Here is a 14,573-nt window from a genome sequence, read left to right as displayed (position 1 = left end):
CCTTAAAGCCAGCTGGCCACGAGGGCGGCAAATGGCAGGACCGGGATCAACGCGTCGATACGGTCGAGTACGCCGCCATGGCCAGGCAGCAGGCTGCTGCTGTCCTTGATGCCGGCGCGGCGCTTCAATTGGGATTCGAACAGGTCGCCGACGATGCTGGCGGCGACGATCAGCAGCAGCACCAGCAGGGCCACCAGCCAACCGCGGCGCAATTGCAGCTGCACGGCAAAGGTGTCTTGCAAGACCGGCAGCGATGGCGCGGCCACGATGGTGATGGCGGCAATGACCAGCACGGCGATGCCGCCGCCAATGGCGCCTTCCCAGGATTTACCTGGGGAAATGCTTGGCGCCAGCTTGCGCTTGCCGAAAGCCTTGCCCGAGAAATAGGCGCCGATATCGGCGATCCACACGAGGGCCATGACGGACAGCAGGAACAAGGGGCTATGCAGGAACAGGGCGATGATGGCGACGAAGCAGCCGACGATGGTCACCGGATACACGAGGCTGAGCAAGGTGTTGCCCAGGCCTTCGGTAGGCGGCAAGCCCGTCGCCAGCGAGGGCACGAAGCGGATCAGCCAAATGGCCACGCACAGGGCGAACCAGAAATTGAGCTGCGCCATGCCGTTACCGACAAAGAACGTATACGCGAAGGCGGCAGTCCAGACGGCGGCAATCACGAGCGCATGGCGATTTTTGAAAATGCGGAAGCTTTCCCAGACGGCGGCGCCGAAGAACGCCGTGGCGATCACGGCGAAGGCGGGGAAATAATTCAGATACAGAACCGGCAGCAAGACCGCCAACAAGACCAGGGCGGTGATTATCCGTGTTTTCAGCATCAGTTTGTCTTTTCAGTTAATTGCGCGCTGGTACGGCCAAAGCGCCGTTCGCGCTGCTGGTAAGACGCGATTGCCGCGTCGAGGCACTCGTCATTGAAGTCGGGCCAGAAAGTCTCGGTGAAAAACAACTCAGTGTACGCCAGTTGCCACAGGAGGAAATTGGAAATGCGCTGCTCGCCGCCCGTGCGGATGAACAAGTCGGGCTCGGGCGCGTAGGCCATGGCCAAATGCGGCGCCAGTTGCTCTTCCGTATAAGCGTGCGCGGCGGGCTGGCCATTGGCTGCCGCCTCGGCCGTCATTTTGTTGACTGCCTGCATGATGTCCCAGCGGCCGCCGTAATTGGCGCAGATGGATACCGTCAGGCGCGTGTTGTTCGCCGTCTTGCGCTCCGCATTGGCGATCAGGGTTTGCAGCTCGCCATTGAAGCGCGACAAGTCGCCCACCACCTTCAGGCGGATGTCGCTGGCATGCATCTTGACCACTTCACGTTCCAGCATCGTGACGAACAGGCGCATCAGCATCGACACCTCTTCTTCCGGGCGGCGCCAGTTTTCCGAACTGAAGGCAAACAGGGTCAGATATTCGACACCGCGGTCGAGGCAAGTCTCGACGATGCCGCGCACGGCGTCGGCGCCCTTGACGTGGCCAGCCACGCGGGGCAGGAAGCGCTTGGTTGCCCAGCGACCATTGCCATCCATAATGATTGCCACATGGCGCGGCACCGTGCCCACCTCAGGTACTGCCGTTGTCGAACTCGAATAGATCATGAAAACACGAATACCAAAAATAAAAGATAGCTATTATGCGCCAAATAGCACTGCCCGGAAAAGCCATGCTTTCCCGGGCAGTGTCAAAAGGACTGAAAACTAGACCGTCAGTACTTCTTTTTCTTTGTCGACGACCATCTTGTCGATGTCGGCAATAAACTTGTCCGTCAGTTTCTGCACTTCTTCCGACGAGCGGCGCTCATCGTCCTCGGAGCAGGCTTTTTCCTTGACCAGTTTCTTCAGCGACTCGTTCGCATCGCGACGAATATTACGCACGGCAATCTTCGCGTCTTCCGCCTCGCTCTTGACCAGCTTGACCATTTCCTTGCGGCGCTCTTCCGTCAGCGGCGGCGTCGGAACGCGGATCAGGTCGCCCTGTGCCGATGGATTCAAGCCCAGGTCGGCGTCGCGGATGGCTTTTTCGATGGTGTTGGCCATCTTCTTTTCGTACGGCTGCACACCGATGGTGCGCGCGTCGATCAGGGTCACGTTGGCGACCTGGGTCAGCGCCGTCGGCGAACCGTAGTAATCGACCATCACGTGGTCCAGGATACCCGTATGGGCGCGGCCGGTACGCACTTTGGCCAGATCGGCCCGCAGTGTTTCCAGCGACTTCGTCATGCGTTCCTGGGTGTTCTTTTTAACGTCAGCTAAGGACATTACCTACTCCTTGTCTTGATAATAATGAATATTCTATTGCGCTTGCGGCTTGAATGGTACCGCAGCCGGGAGTGCCGAAAACCGTTCAGGGCAAGGCGCAGAACCGAAGACGCTACGAATAGTACATAACGTGGATCAGGCGCTGCAACGCAGCCATGGGCGGTTTCTCGGCGCTCCGCTTCCCTTATACGTGCACCAGGGTGCCTTCATCTTCACCCATGATGACGCGCATCAGCGCGCCCGGCTTGGTGATCGAAAACACCTTGATCGGCAGTTTCTGGTCGCGGCACAGGGCGAATGCCGTGGCATCCATCACTTGCAGGTGCTTGGCGATGGCGTCGTCGAACGTAATCGTGTGGAACAGGGTGGCGTTCGGATCTTTCTTCGGATCGGCCGTGTAGACGCCGTCGACCTTGGTGGCCTTCAGGACGATCTCGGCGCTGATCTCGGAACCGCGCAGGGCAGCTGCCGTGTCGGTGGTGAAGAATGGATTGCCGGTGCCGGCGGCGAAGACCACCACTTTACCTTCTTCCAGGTATTGCAGGGCTTTCGGGCGGACGTACGGCTCGACCACCTGTTCGATGCCGATGGCCGACATGACGCGCGCGGTAATGCCGACGTGGCGCATGGCATCGGCCAGGGCCAGTGCATTCATCACCGTGGCAAGCATGCCCATGTAGTCGGCGGTGGCACGGTCCATGCCTTGCGCACCAGGCGCGACGCCGCGGAAGATATTGCCGCCGCCAATCACGATTGCCAGTTCCACACCCAACTTCGCCACCTCGGCCACATCGGCCACCATGCGCTCGATCGTGGCGCGGTTGATGCCGTAGGGATCATCACCCATCAGGGCTTCGCCGGACAACTTGAGGAGGACGCGCTTGTAGGCTGGTTTTGACATGAGCTGGGGCTCCATAAATGAGGTTATTCGAGTATGACATGGCGCAGCGCCTTGCAGCGCCGGATAGGCGCGCGGGGCTGCCCATGCCGCCGCCCGGCACGACAGGTGCGGGCGGGCCAAAAAAACGGGCCTCTCGGCCCGCTTTACTTACGCTCCCTGGGAGGCAGCCATCTGTGCTGCGACTTCTGCTGCGAAGTCGTCTTGCTTCTTCTCGATGCCCTCGCCCACTACGTACATGGCGAAACCTTTGACGCTGGTGTTAGCCGCCTTCAGCATTTGCTCAACCGACAGCTTGTCGTTTTTCACGAAAGCTTGGTTCAGCAGGGAAACTTCTTTCAGGAACTTCTGTACGGAACCTTCCAGGCGCTTGGCCAGGATTTCCGGCGATTGCGCTGGCTTGCCTTCGGCGGCCGCTTTGGCTGCGTCTTCTTCGGCTTTCAGTTGGGCAACCGAACGCTCTTTTTCGATCAGTTCCGCTGGAACTTCGTTCGAGGACAGCGACACTGGCTTCATGGCAGCGATGTGCATGGCCACGTCTTTGCCGACTTGCTCATCGGCGCCGTCGAATTCGACGATCACGCCAATGCGCGAACCGTGCAGGTACGAAGCCAGCTTGTTGCTGGTTTCGAAACGCTGGAAGCGGCGGATGGTCATGTTTTCGCCGATTTTGCCGATCAGGGCAGCGCGCACGTCTTCCAGGGTCTTGCCATCGAGTGGCAGGGCCAGCAGGGCAGCTACGTCAGCCGGGTTGTGTTCTGCCACCAGACGGGCAGCGTTGTTGGCCAGTGCCAGGAAATCGTCGTTTTTCGCAACGAAGTCGGTTTCCGAGTTCACTTCGACCAGGGCGCCTACGCCATTGGCGATGTAGGTTGCCACGACGCCTTCAGCGGTGATGCGTGCCGATGCTTTCGATGCCTTGCCGCCCAGCTTGACGCGCAGGATCTCTTCCGCACGAGCCATGTCGCCATCGGCTTCGGTCAGTGCTTTTTTGCATTCCATCATTGGTGCGTCGGTTTTGCCGCGCAATTCGCCTACCATCGCTGCTGTAATCGCTGCCATGTGTTTCTCCTGATTCGGTGAGTCGATAGTCGCGGCCGGGCATGCATGCCTCGCCAGCGGTCACTATCGTTTTTTTGTTAAAAAAAAGGGGGAGCTGCTGCCACCCCTTTTCCCTTACTGCTGTGCTTACAAACGGCTATCTTGCGATAGCCCGGCCATTAAGCCTGTTCGTTTACTTCGACGAATTCGTCGCCAGCGGCTGCTTTAACCATTTCAACAACTTCGTTACCGGCAGCTGCACGGCCTTCGATGATTGCATCAGCAACACCGCGAGCGTACAACATGATGGCTTTCGAGGAGTCATCGTTACCTGGGATCACGAAGTTCACGCCTTCTGGGGAGTGGTTGGTATCGACAACGCCGATGACCGGGATACCCAGTTTAGCTGCTTCGGTGATCGCACCTTTGTGGTAGCCGACGTCGACGACGAAGATTGCGTCAGGAATGCCGCCCATGTCCTTGATGCCGCCGATCGATTTTTGCAGCTTGATCATTTCGCGGGAGAACATCAGCGCTTCTTTTTTCGACAGCTTCTCGATCGAACCATCTTCGATCATCACTTCCATGTCTTTCAGACGCTTGATCGAGGTTTTGATCGTTTTGAAGTTGGTCAGCATGCCGCCCAACCAACGTTGATCAACGAAAGGCACGCCAGCGCGTTGTGCTTCAGCAGCGATGATTTCGCGAGCTTGACGCTTGGTGCCAACCATCAGGATGGTGCCACGGTTTGCAGCCAGTTGACGCACGTGCTTCATTGCGTCCTGGTACATCGCCATGGTTTTTTCCAGGTTGATGATGTGGATCTTGTTGCGATGGCCGAAGATGAACGGTGCCATTTTTGGATTCCAAAAACGGGTTTGGTGACCAAAGTGGACACCGGCTTCCAGCATTTCGCGCATTGTTACGGACATTATTAACTCCAGGGTTGGGTCTGGAATCCGATCAGTCACCATACAGGCACCCTTGTCGACCGGATTCGCGTGTTTATATAAATTAAAGACACTGTTTTACTGCATTGCTTAAAAGAGAATTCAAGCAACCCGGGATTCTACACCGAAATGCCCGCCGCATCAAGTCCGCGCTGCAAATCGCGCGCCCTGCGGAAACACCCAATGCACCATGCTGGTGCAAGGTGTGGCGCCGCCGCCTGCTGGCCGCCACTTCACCCACAAATCCCTGCCTGCCCATAGGAAGGAGGCGGCGGATTCAGGGCGCCTCGTTTATAATTTCGACATATTTGCAGACTTTTTCCCATACAGCAGAAATAGTCTGTGCTTTTCACCTGAATTCTTGCAGATTGCGAAATACACCATGTCCACCATCCGTATCAATAGCGCCGCCGACATCGAAGGCATGCGCGTTGCCGGCAAGCTCGGCGCCGAAGTACTCGACTACATCACCCCCTTCGTCAAGGTCGGCGTCACGACCGGCGAACTGGACCGCCTGTGCCACGAATACATGGTCAACGTGCAGGGCACCATCCCTGCCCCGCTGAACTATTGCCCACCCGGCTACACGCCGTACCCGAAAGCCATCTGCACCTCCGTCAACGACGTCATCTGCCATGGCATCCCCGGCGACAAGGTCCTCAAGAGCGGCGACTCCGTCAACCTCGACATCACCGTCATCAAGGATGGCTACCACGGCGACAACAGCCGCATGTTCCTCGTCGGCACGCCGACCATCCTGGCCAAGCGCCTGTCGGAAATCACCTATGAATGCATGTGGCTGGGCATCGACCAGATCAAGCCGGGCGCCCACCTGGGCGACATCGGCCACGCCATCCAGCAGCACGCGGAAAAAGCCGGCTACAGCGTGGTGCGCGAATTCTGCGGCCACGGCATCGGCAAGGTTTTCCATGAAGAGCCGCAAGTGTTGCATTACGGCAAACCAGGCACCCTGGAGCGCCTGGAAGCGGGCATGATTTTTACCGTCGAACCGATGATCAACTCGGGCCGCCGCGAAATCCGCGAAATGAACGATGGCTGGACCATCAAAACCAAGGACCGAAGCCTGTCGGCGCAATGGGAACACACGGTGCTGGTGACGGAAACGGGCTATGAAGTGCTGACCGTCTCGCCCGGCATGCCGCCGCCGCCCGCCTTGATCGGCAATAAAGCCTGATCAATCAGGCTTGACCGCACCCCGACCCACCGCCACCCAGGGCCCAGATGAAAAAGCAAGTTCGGGAACAGCTGAAACAGCAACTGAAAGCCGACCGCCAGGTCGTCATTGCGGCCTTCCAGGCCGACGGCAAGCCTGAAAAACTGCTGCGCAGCCTGCGCCACAGCGTCGACGGCGTGCTGGCGCGTGCCTGGCAGGAAGCCGGCTTGCCGCCCGGCACGGCCTTGGTCGGCGTGGGCGGTTATGGCCGCGGAGAACTGTTTCCCTATTCCGATGTCGACCTGCTGATCCTGCTGCAACAGGCGCCCGATGCGGCCACGCAGGAAAAGCTCGAGGAACTGGTGCAGCTGCTGTGGGATCTGGGCCTGGAAATCGGCCACAGCATCCGCACGGTCGACGAGTGCATGGTCGAATCGAAGGCCGACATCACCGTGCAAACGAGCTTGCTCGAAGCGCGCCTCGTGTGCGGCAACGCGGACTTGTTCGCGCAATTGCAGCAGCGCTATGACGCGGCCATGGATCCGCAGGCATTCTTCCAGGCGAAAACGGCGGAAATGCGCCAGCGCCATGCCAAATACGAAGACACGGCCTTCAGCCTGGAACCGAATTGCAAGGAAAGCCCGGGCGGCCTGCGCGACTTGCAGGTGATCCTGTGGGTGGCCAAGGCGGCCGGCTTGGCGAACTCGTGGCGCACGCTGGCCACGGGCGGCCTGATCACCCTGACGGAAGCGCGCCAGCTGATGGAAAAGGAGCGCGCCTTCAAGGATATCCGCGTGCGCCTGCACCTGCATGCGGGACGGCGCGAAGACCGCCTCGTGTTCGACGTGCAGACGGCCATCGCCGAATCGCTGGGCCTGCAAGCGACGGGCAGCGGGCCGCACATGCGCCGCGCCAGCGAATTCTTGATGCAGCGCTACTACTGGGCCGCCAAGACGGTGACTCAGCTCAACACGATTTTGCTGCAAAACATCGAGGCACGATTGTTTCCGCAAGACGACGTGGCGGTGCCCATCAACGAACGCTTCAATGAAGTCAACAGCCTGATCGACATCAGCGCCGACGATACGTTCGAGCAATACCCATCGGCCATGCTGGAAGTCTTCGTGCTGATGACGGAGCGCCCGGCCCTGAAAGGCATGACGTCGCGCGCCACGCGGGCCCTGTGGCATGCGCGCTTCAAGATCGATGGCGCCTTCCGCCAGGATCCCGTCAACCGCGCCCTCTTCCTGCGCATCATGCAAGCCCCGGTGGGCATCATCCATGCGCTGCGGCGCATGAACGAGATGAGCATCCTGGGGCGCTACCTGCCCAATTTCCGCCGCATCGTGGGCCAGATGCAGCACGACCTGTTCCACGTGTACACGGTCGACCAGCACATTTTGATGGTGGTGCGCAACATGCGCCGCTTCACGATGAGCGAGCACGCGCACGAATATCCGTTCTGCAGCCAGCTGATGGCCGATTTCTCGCAGTCGTGGCTGCTGTACGTGGCGGCCCTGTTCCACGACATCGCCAAGGGCCGCGGCGGCGACCACTCGAAGCTGGGCGTGGCCGACGCCACCCAGTTCTGCCAGGACCACGGCCTGTCGGCGGAAGACACGGAACTGGTGGCTTTCTTGGTGGAAAATCACCTGACCATGTCGCAAGTGGCGCAAAAACAGGATCTCTCCGATCCCGACGTCATCGCCGCCTTTGCGAAAGTGGTCAAGGACGAGCGCCACCTGACGGGCCTGTACCTGCTGACGGTGGCCGACATCCGCGGCACCAGCCCGAAAGTGTGGAATGCCTGGAAGGGCAAGCTGTTGGAAGACCTGTACAAGATCACCTTGCGCGTGCTGGGCGGCGAGCCGCACACGGCCGACCGCGAGCTGAAGAACCGCCAGCAGGAAGCGCTGGCCACCCTGCGCCTGTACGGCTTGCCGCCGGATGCTCACCTGAAACTGTGGCAGCAGCTGGACGTGGCGTATTTCCTGCGCCACGACGCGTCCGACATCGCCTGGCAGACGCGCTCGCTGTATGACAAGCTCGACAGCAAGTTGCCGGTGGTAAAATGCCGGCTGGCGCCCATAGGCGAAGGCTTGCAGGTGGCCGTGTACATTCCCGACCAGCCCGACCTGTTCGCGCGCATCTGCAGCTATTTCGACCGCAAGAACTTCAGCATTCTCGACGCGAAGATCCACACGACAAAGAATGGCTATGCACTCGATACGTTCCTTGTCACCGAGCAAAACTTCGCCAAGAGCTACCGCGACATCATCAGCCTGATCGAGCATGAGCTGGGCGAACTGCTGCAGTCGCAAACGCCGCTGCCGCCACCGGGCAAGGGACGGCTGTCGCGCCTGTCGCGCACCTTCCCCTTCCAGCCGACCGTGGATTTGCGGCCCGATGAAAAGGGCCAGTACTATTTGCTGTCGGTGGCGGCCAACGACCGCACGGGCTTGCTGTATGCGATCGCCAACGTGCTGACCAAGTACCGCATTAACTTGCACACGGCCAAGATCATGACCCTGGGCGAGCGGGTCGAAGACGTCTTCCTCGTCGACGGTCCCGCGCTCAACAATGCCCGCAACCAGATATTGCTGGAAACCGATTTACTCGATGCGCTAAAGGTTTGATGACCTCCCGCGCAGCGCCTACCTTTACTGAAACTGAAACAACATGACCGAAGAATTATTACGCTTGTCCAAACGCATGTCCGAACTGGGCCTGTGCTCCCGCCGCGAAGCCGATGAATGGATCGCGCGCGGCTGGGTCCGTGTGGACGGCAAGGTGGTGTCCGAACTGGGCAGCAAGGTCTACCCGAGCCAGAGAGTCACCGTGGAACGCCAGGCGGCGGCCGAGCAATCGAAGCGGGTCACCGTGCTGATCAACAAACCGGTCGGCTATGTCAGCGGCCAGGCGGAAGACGGCTACACGCCTGCCGTGGCCCTGATCAAGGCGGAAAACCGCTGGGCGGAAGACCGCAGCCCGGAACAGTTCCACCCCACCCAACTGCGCAGCCTGGTGGCGGCTGGCCGACTGGACATCGATTCCGTCGGCTTGCTGGTCCTGACGCAGGACGGCCGCGTGGCCAAGCAGCTGATCGGCCACGATACCGATATCGACAAGGAATACCTGGTGCGCGTGAGCTACACCAAGGGCGGCACCCTGCCCGACAGCGAGCTGAAAAAGCTCAACCACGGCCTGTGGCTCGACGGCAAGCCGCTGCTGCCGGCCAAGGTGCGCTGGCAAAACGAAGACCAGCTGAGCTTTACCCTGCGCGAAGGCAAGAAACGCCAGATCCGCCGCATGTGCGAAGCCGTGGGCCTGAAAGTGCTGGGCCTGAAACGCGTGCGCATCGGCAAGGTCAAGCTGGGCGACTTGCCGACGGGGCAATGGCGTTACCTGAGCGCGGACGAACAATTTTAAGCGGCGACATCTGGATGGCATGCCGCGCGGCGTGCCATTCCGCATAAGCAACAGGAATATAGTGATATAAAAACAATTATTGTGATTTACTTAGTAAATATTGCTTTAAACCTATACACTATTCCCCATTAGAACAAAAGAGATACGCTGTCGTGAACGATCCCATTCCCAATCCCCTGCGCAAAGGCGCGCCCAGCCTGGCTGACGTGGCCGAGCCGATGGCGCCCGGCACCAAGCCGCACCATATGAGCGATCCGTGGGACATCGGCGAAACCCTGTGCAGCCTGGCTGACAATGGCGACGCCATCTCCATCTACCCGACGGGCGGCGAAGACGTCATCATGGCGCGCATCCTGTCCGTCGACGACGACTTGCCGCAATTCGTGCTGGAACTCAATGAAGGCGCCACCCTGCCCGAAGGCGGTGCCACATTCGTATCGTGGGTGCAAAGCGCCAAGCTGCAATTCACCATCAATGGCGAATGGCAGGCGTATCCCGAGCGGCCGAACGTATATCTGACCAACTTCCCCAGCCATTGCCTGGTGCTGGAACGGCGCGAATCGACGCGCCTGGAAACGCCGCTGGGCGTGTACTACCTGGCCGCCTTCGTGCTCGAGGGCCGTCCCTATGAATTGCAGCTGTATGATTTCTCGGCCGGCGGCATCGGCATGCGCGCCCATCCGCGCGACACGGTGGGCCTGTACGTGGGGCGCAAGCTGTCGCGCGTGCGCCTGGAACTGGGGCCAAACAAGGTCATGATCGCCGACCTGGAAATCCGCCTGTCGCGCACCTTCCGCTCCTTCCTGCTGGGAGAACAAGTGCAGATCGGCTGCCGCTTCCTGAACCTGACGGATGCCATGCAGGATGAATTAAAGATGCTGCTGGATAACTTGGGCAGCAGCCGCAAGGTACGCTAGGTTTGCTTCAGGCATAAAAAATGGCCGCCCAGCTCATGCTGCGCGGCCATTGTTTTATCGTCGGCTGGTATGCGGCGCCTAGTCGTCGTCGTTCGGATCCAACTCGGGGAACATCACTTCCGTATAGCCGAACTGGGTAAAGTCAACGATACGCATCGGATACAGAATGCCGTGCAAGTGGTCGACCTCGTGCTGCACCACGCGGGCATGGAAGCCATCGCAGTCGCGGCTGATGGGCTGACCGAACTGGTCCACGCCTTCGTAATGCAGTTCACTCCAGCGCGGCACGCTGCCGCGCAGGCCGGGCACGGACAGGCAGCCTTCAAAGCCCTCTTCCTTGCGTTCCGACAAAGGCGTAAGCACAGGGTTGATCAGCACGGTTTCCGGTACTTGCGGCGCGTCGGGATAGCGCAGGTTTTGCTTGAAGCCGTAGATCACCAGCTGCAGGTTGACGCCGATCTGCGGCGCCGCCAGGCCCGCGCCATTGGCCGCATGCATGGTATCGAACATGTCGGCGATCAAGGCATGCAATTCGGGCGTATCGAATTCACGCACAGGCTCGGCCATGCGCAACAAACGCGGATCGCCCATCTTGAGGATTTCACGTACGGTCATTTTACTTCCAGTGCCGATTGCAGTTCTTGCAAGTAAGTGCGGAAGGCCGCGCCCGTTTCCGGATGTTTCATGCCCATCGCCGTCGTTGCCTTCAGGTAGCCTAGCTTGGAGCCGCAATCATAACGCTGCCCCTGGTAGCGGTAAGCCAGCACGCGCTCTTCGCGCATCAGGGCGGCGATGCCGTCCGTCAACTGGATTTCGCCGCCGGCACCCGTGCCGATATTTTCCAGGTGGTTAAAGATACGGCTGGTCAGCACATAACGGCCCACCACGGCCAGGGTCGATGGCGCCTCTTCGGGCGCAGGCTTTTCCACGATGGCCGAGACCAATTCGAGGTCGGGCTGATAATTCTTTGCCGAGACAATACCGTACTGCTTGGTTTCCGCGCGCGGCACATCCTGCACCGCCAGCAGCGAGCAATTTTCATACTGGAAGACATCGGTCATCTGCGCCAGCACGGGGCGCACGCCCTCTTCCACATCCATGAAATCGTCGGCCAGCAAGACGGCAAACGGCTCGTCGCCGATCACGGGACGGGCGCACAGCACGGCATGCCCCAGCCCCAGCGGCGCCGACTGGCGTATGTAAATGCAATTGATGTGCTTGGGAATGACGTTTTGCACCATGTCGAGCAACTGGCGCTTGCCGGCCGCTTCCAGTTCGGACTCCAGCTCGTAGGCCGTATCGAAATGGTCTTCGATGGCGCGCTTGTTGCGGCCCGTGATGAAGATCATTTCCGTGATGCCGGCCGCCACCGCTTCTTCCACCGCGTACTGGATCAATGGCTTGTCGACGATGGGGAGCATTTCCTTCGGTTGCGCCTTGGTCGCTGGCAAGAAACGGCTGCCCAGGCCGGCGACGGGGAAAACTGCTTTTCTGATTTTTTTCATGGGTCTTCTGTAGTATTTTGAATGATTAGTCCTGCGCCAGCAGAGCCAGCAAGCCAGCCTCGTCGAGTATGGCCACACCCAGCTCCTGGGCCTTGGCCAGCTTGCTGCCGGCATCCGAACCGGCCACGACATAGCCTGTCTTCTTCGATACAGAACCGCTGACCTTGCCACCGGCCGCCTCGATCAACTCCGCGGCTTCGTCGCGGCTCATGTTGGGCAAGGTGCCCGTCAGGACGAAAGTCTTGCCGTCCAGTTTGCCGCCAGCGGCTGGCATTTCAGGCAATTGTGACAGTAATTTATTTCGCAGGGCGTCCAGTTGAGCAAGCAGCTTGACATTGCCCTCATCGGCCAGCCATTGCGCCAGCGCTTCGGCCACGGTGGCGGGCAAGCCCGCGTGGAAGCTGGCGCCTTGCGCGGCCAGGCTGGCCAGGGTCACGCCCCGCTCCACCAGCTGCTTGCTGCGCGGCTCCGTCAGCTTCGGGATGCCGATGGCGGCCAGCAAGGTAGTTTGTTCGAGCTGCGTGCGCAGCTTGGCGCTGGGCGCATGTTCGCCCTGCGGCGTGACACCGGCATCCAGCAATGCCTGCAGCGCCTGCTGATTCTTTTCTTCCGCAAAGAAGTCGGCAATCGATTCGGCCACGGTGCCGCCGATATCGGGCAGCACGCGCAGCAAGGCCGCCGGCGCTTTGCGTACATACGCCAGGCTGCCCAGCCATTCGGCCAGGGTCTTGGCCGTCGATTCCCCCACGTGGCGGATGCCCAGCGCGAACAGGAAACGTTCAAGCGGCGGGCGCTTGCTCGCCTCGATGCCGGCCAGCAGATTTTCCGCCCACTTGGTAGGAATCTTGCCTTGTTGCACTGTTTCAGGCGTCGAACCGTCGCGCTCGTCGGCGCGCACTTTCATTTCCAGCAGTTTATCCAGGGTCAGGCCGTACAAGTCGGCCAAGCCATGCACGTATTCCAGTTCGACCAGGGTATCGATATAACGTTCGCCCAGGCCTTCGATATCCATCATGCGGCGGCCCGCAAAATGGCGGAACGCTTCCTTGCGCTGTGCCGAACAGAACAGGCCACCCGAGCAGCGGGCAATCGCCTCGCCCTCTTCACGCACCACGTGCGAGCCGCAGACGGGGCACGCTTCCAGCATCTTGAACGGCAGCGGCGCCGGTTCCGGGCGTTTTTCCAGCACCACGCTCAGCACTTCGGGAATCACGTCGCCAGCGCGGCGCACGATGACGGTGTCGCCCACGCGCACATCCTTGCGCAGCACTTCATCTTCATTGTGCAAGGTGGCGTTGGTCACCGTCACGCCACCCACGGACACGGGCGCCAGGCGCGCCACGGGTGTCATGGCACCCGTGCGGCCCACCTGGATATCGATGCCCAGCACCTGCGTCAGCGCCTCTTCGGCGGGGAACTTGTGCGCCAGCGCAAAACGGGGCGCGCGCGACACAAAGCCCAGTTCCTGCTGGTCTTCCGTCGCATTCACCTTGTAGACCACGCCGTCGATTTCGTAGGGCAAGACGGGCCGGCGCGCGCCGATATCGGCGTAATATGCCAGCAAGCCCTGCGCGCCCTGCACTACCTTGCGCTCCTTCGACACGGGGATGCCCAGCGTTTCGTACCAGTCCAGCAAGGCCGAATGCGACACCGGCATGGCGGCGCCATCGAGGGCGCCGATGCCATACGCATAGAAACGCAGCTTGCGCTGCGCCGTGATGCGCGAATCGAGCTGGCGCAGGCTGCCGGCGGCCGCATTGCGCGGGTTGGCGAATTCCTTCTGCCCCGCTTCGCGCTGGCGTTCGTTCAAACGGGCAAAATCGGCCTTGAACATCATCACTTCGCCGCGCACGTCGAGCACGGCAGGAATCCTGTCGCCATGCAGGCGCAGCGGGATGCCGGAAATGGTGCGGATATTCGCCGTCACGTCTTCGCCCGTGGCGCCATCGCCGCGCGTGGCCGCCTGCACGAACAGGCCGTTTTCATAGCGCAGGTTGATGGCCAGGCCGTCGAATTTCACTTCGGCCGCATAGTCGACCTCTGCACCGTCAAGGTCCAGGCCTTCGCGCACGCGGCGGTCGAAATTGACGATATCGTCATCGGAAAAACCATTATTCAGCGACAGCATCGGCACCGTGTGCGTGACTTGCTCGAATTGCGGCAAGGGCGCCGCGCCCACGCGCAAGGTGGGCGAATCGGGCGTGCGCAATTTGGGATGGGCTGCTTCCAGCGCCTGCAGTTCGACAAACAGCTTGTCGTACTCGGCGTCGGGAATGGTGGGATTGTCGAGCACGTGGTAGGCGTGCAGATGCCGATTGAGTTCGGCCGTGAGTGCCAGGACGCGCTGGGCGGCATTCCGCGCTGCGGCGTCCTGGTTGATCGGATCAGTCATTGTT

The 14,573-nt window shown here is 60.3% G+C and carries 13 protein-coding genes; 4 read left to right on the top strand and 9 right to left on the bottom strand.

The genetic code is table 11. The features are described from left to right. Positions 1–2: 2 nt before the first annotated feature. The 6 genes from BLT98_RS20650 to rpsB all read right to left on the bottom strand — a co-directional run bounded on the left by BLT98_RS20650 (position 3) and on the right by rpsB (position 5,134). On the bottom strand, positions 3–836 hold the full coding sequence (locus tag BLT98_RS20650) for a phosphatidate cytidylyltransferase (RefSeq protein WP_034784149.1): 834 nt from the start codon (positions 834–836) through the stop codon (positions 3–5). After that, entirely contained in the window at positions 836–1,603 is a 768-nt protein-coding gene (gene uppS / locus BLT98_RS20645) for a polyprenyl diphosphate synthase (RefSeq protein WP_034784151.1), read from the bottom strand. The genes BLT98_RS20650 and uppS overlap by 1 nt, the downstream gene beginning before the upstream one ends. A 99-nt stretch (positions 1,604–1,702) precedes the next feature. Continuing rightward, positions 1,703–2,263, bottom strand: a complete 561-nt coding sequence (gene frr, locus BLT98_RS20640; protein WP_034784152.1) for a ribosome recycling factor — start codon at positions 2,261–2,263, stop codon at positions 1,703–1,705. Positions 2,264–2,447: 184 nt separating this feature from the next. Beyond that, entirely contained in the window at positions 2,448–3,164 is a 717-nt protein-coding gene (gene pyrH, locus BLT98_RS20635; RefSeq protein ID WP_034752258.1) for a UMP kinase, read from the bottom strand. A 147-nt stretch (positions 3,165–3,311) separates the two neighbouring features. Beyond that, on the bottom strand, positions 3,312–4,223 hold the full coding sequence (tsf, locus tag BLT98_RS20630; RefSeq protein ID WP_034784153.1) for a translation elongation factor Ts: 912 nt from the start codon (positions 4,221–4,223) through the stop codon (positions 3,312–3,314). Positions 4,224–4,381: 158 nt separating this feature from the next. Beyond that, entirely contained in the window at positions 4,382–5,134 is a 753-nt protein-coding gene (gene rpsB, locus BLT98_RS20625; protein ID WP_010397614.1) for a 30S ribosomal protein S2, read from the bottom strand. A 400-nt stretch (positions 5,135–5,534) separates the two neighbouring features. On the opposite strand from rpsB, the gene map reads away from it, so the two are divergent. The 4 genes from map (at position 5,535) to BLT98_RS20605 (ending at position 10,672) form a co-directional block, all read left to right on the top strand. Then, a complete protein-coding gene (gene map, locus BLT98_RS20620; protein ID WP_070257392.1) occupies positions 5,535–6,347 on the top strand; it encodes a type I methionyl aminopeptidase in 813 nt (270 codons plus the stop codon). 47 nt (positions 6,348–6,394) lie between these two features. Continuing rightward, complete coding sequence (locus BLT98_RS20615) at positions 6,395–8,962, top strand: [protein-PII] uridylyltransferase (RefSeq protein ID WP_034784157.1); 2,568 nt, start codon at positions 6,395–6,397, stop codon at positions 8,960–8,962. 43 nt (positions 8,963–9,005) lie between these two features. Then, positions 9,006–9,755, top strand: coding sequence for a pseudouridine synthase (locus BLT98_RS20610; RefSeq protein ID WP_034752263.1), 750 nt, complete (start codon positions 9,006–9,008; stop codon positions 9,753–9,755). Positions 9,756–9,907: 152 nt separating this feature from the next. Beyond that, positions 9,908–10,672: a flagellar brake protein gene (locus tag BLT98_RS20605; protein ID WP_080753528.1), complete on the top strand. Its 765-nt coding sequence runs from the start codon at positions 9,908–9,910 to the stop codon at positions 10,670–10,672. 78 nt (positions 10,673–10,750) lie between these two features. Here BLT98_RS20605 and def read toward each other — a convergent pair whose 3' ends face one another. Genes def through ligA form a run of 3 tightly spaced genes read right to left on the bottom strand, consistent with a single transcriptional unit; the run spans position 10,751 to position 14,569 of the window. Next, a complete protein-coding gene (gene def / locus BLT98_RS20600; RefSeq protein WP_034784158.1) occupies positions 10,751–11,287 on the bottom strand; it encodes a peptide deformylase in 537 nt (178 codons plus the stop codon). Continuing rightward, positions 11,284–12,177, bottom strand: a complete 894-nt coding sequence (gene galU / locus BLT98_RS20595) for a UTP--glucose-1-phosphate uridylyltransferase GalU (RefSeq protein WP_034784160.1) — start codon at positions 12,175–12,177, stop codon at positions 11,284–11,286. Before galU ends, def begins: the two co-directional genes overlap by 4 nt. A gap of 25 nt (positions 12,178–12,202) precedes the next feature. Continuing rightward, complete coding sequence (gene ligA, locus BLT98_RS20590) at positions 12,203–14,569, bottom strand: NAD-dependent DNA ligase LigA (RefSeq protein WP_092610940.1); 2,367 nt, start codon at positions 14,567–14,569, stop codon at positions 12,203–12,205. Positions 14,570–14,573 lie beyond the last annotated feature (4 nt).

The sequence above is a fragment of the Janthinobacterium sp. YR213 genome (assembly GCF_900099875.1).
Lineage (GTDB): Bacteria > Pseudomonadota > Gammaproteobacteria > Burkholderiales > Burkholderiaceae_D > Janthinobacterium > Janthinobacterium lividum.
The sequence above is the reverse complement of the archived record's forward strand: the minus strand, read 5'-3'. Positions and strand labels throughout refer to the sequence as shown.

Excerpts from the sequence above, each read along its gene's own strand:
- BLT98_RS20650 (WP_034784149.1), bottom strand. The coding sequence starts at position 836 with ATGCTGAAAACACGGATAATCACCGCCCTGGTCTTGTTGGCGGTCTTG.
- uppS (WP_034784151.1), bottom strand. The coding sequence starts at position 1,603 with ATGATCTATTCGAGTTCGACAACGGCAGTACCTGAGGTGGGCACGGTG.
- frr (WP_034784152.1), bottom strand. The coding sequence starts at position 2,263 with ATGTCCTTAGCTGACGTTAAAAAGAACACCCAGGAACGCATGACGAAG.
- pyrH (WP_034752258.1), bottom strand. The coding sequence starts at position 3,164 with ATGTCAAAACCAGCCTACAAGCGCGTCCTCCTCAAGTTGTCCGGCGAA.
- tsf (WP_034784153.1), bottom strand. The coding sequence starts at position 4,223 with ATGGCAGCGATTACAGCAGCGATGGTAGGCGAATTGCGCGGCAAAACC.
- rpsB (WP_010397614.1), bottom strand. The coding sequence starts at position 5,134 with ATGTCCGTAACAATGCGCGAAATGCTGGAAGCCGGTGTCCACTTTGGT.
- map (WP_070257392.1), top strand. The coding sequence starts at position 5,535 with ATGTCCACCATCCGTATCAATAGCGCCGCCGACATCGAAGGCATGCGC.
- BLT98_RS20615 (WP_034784157.1), top strand. The coding sequence starts at position 6,395 with ATGAAAAAGCAAGTTCGGGAACAGCTGAAACAGCAACTGAAAGCCGAC.
- BLT98_RS20610 (WP_034752263.1), top strand. The coding sequence starts at position 9,006 with ATGACCGAAGAATTATTACGCTTGTCCAAACGCATGTCCGAACTGGGC.
- def (WP_034784158.1), bottom strand. The coding sequence starts at position 11,287 with ATGACCGTACGTGAAATCCTCAAGATGGGCGATCCGCGTTTGTTGCGC.
- galU (WP_034784160.1), bottom strand. The coding sequence starts at position 12,177 with ATGAAAAAAATCAGAAAAGCAGTTTTCCCCGTCGCCGGCCTGGGCAGC.
- ligA (WP_092610940.1), bottom strand. The coding sequence starts at position 14,569 with ATGACTGATCCGATCAACCAGGACGCCGCAGCGCGGAATGCCGCCCAG.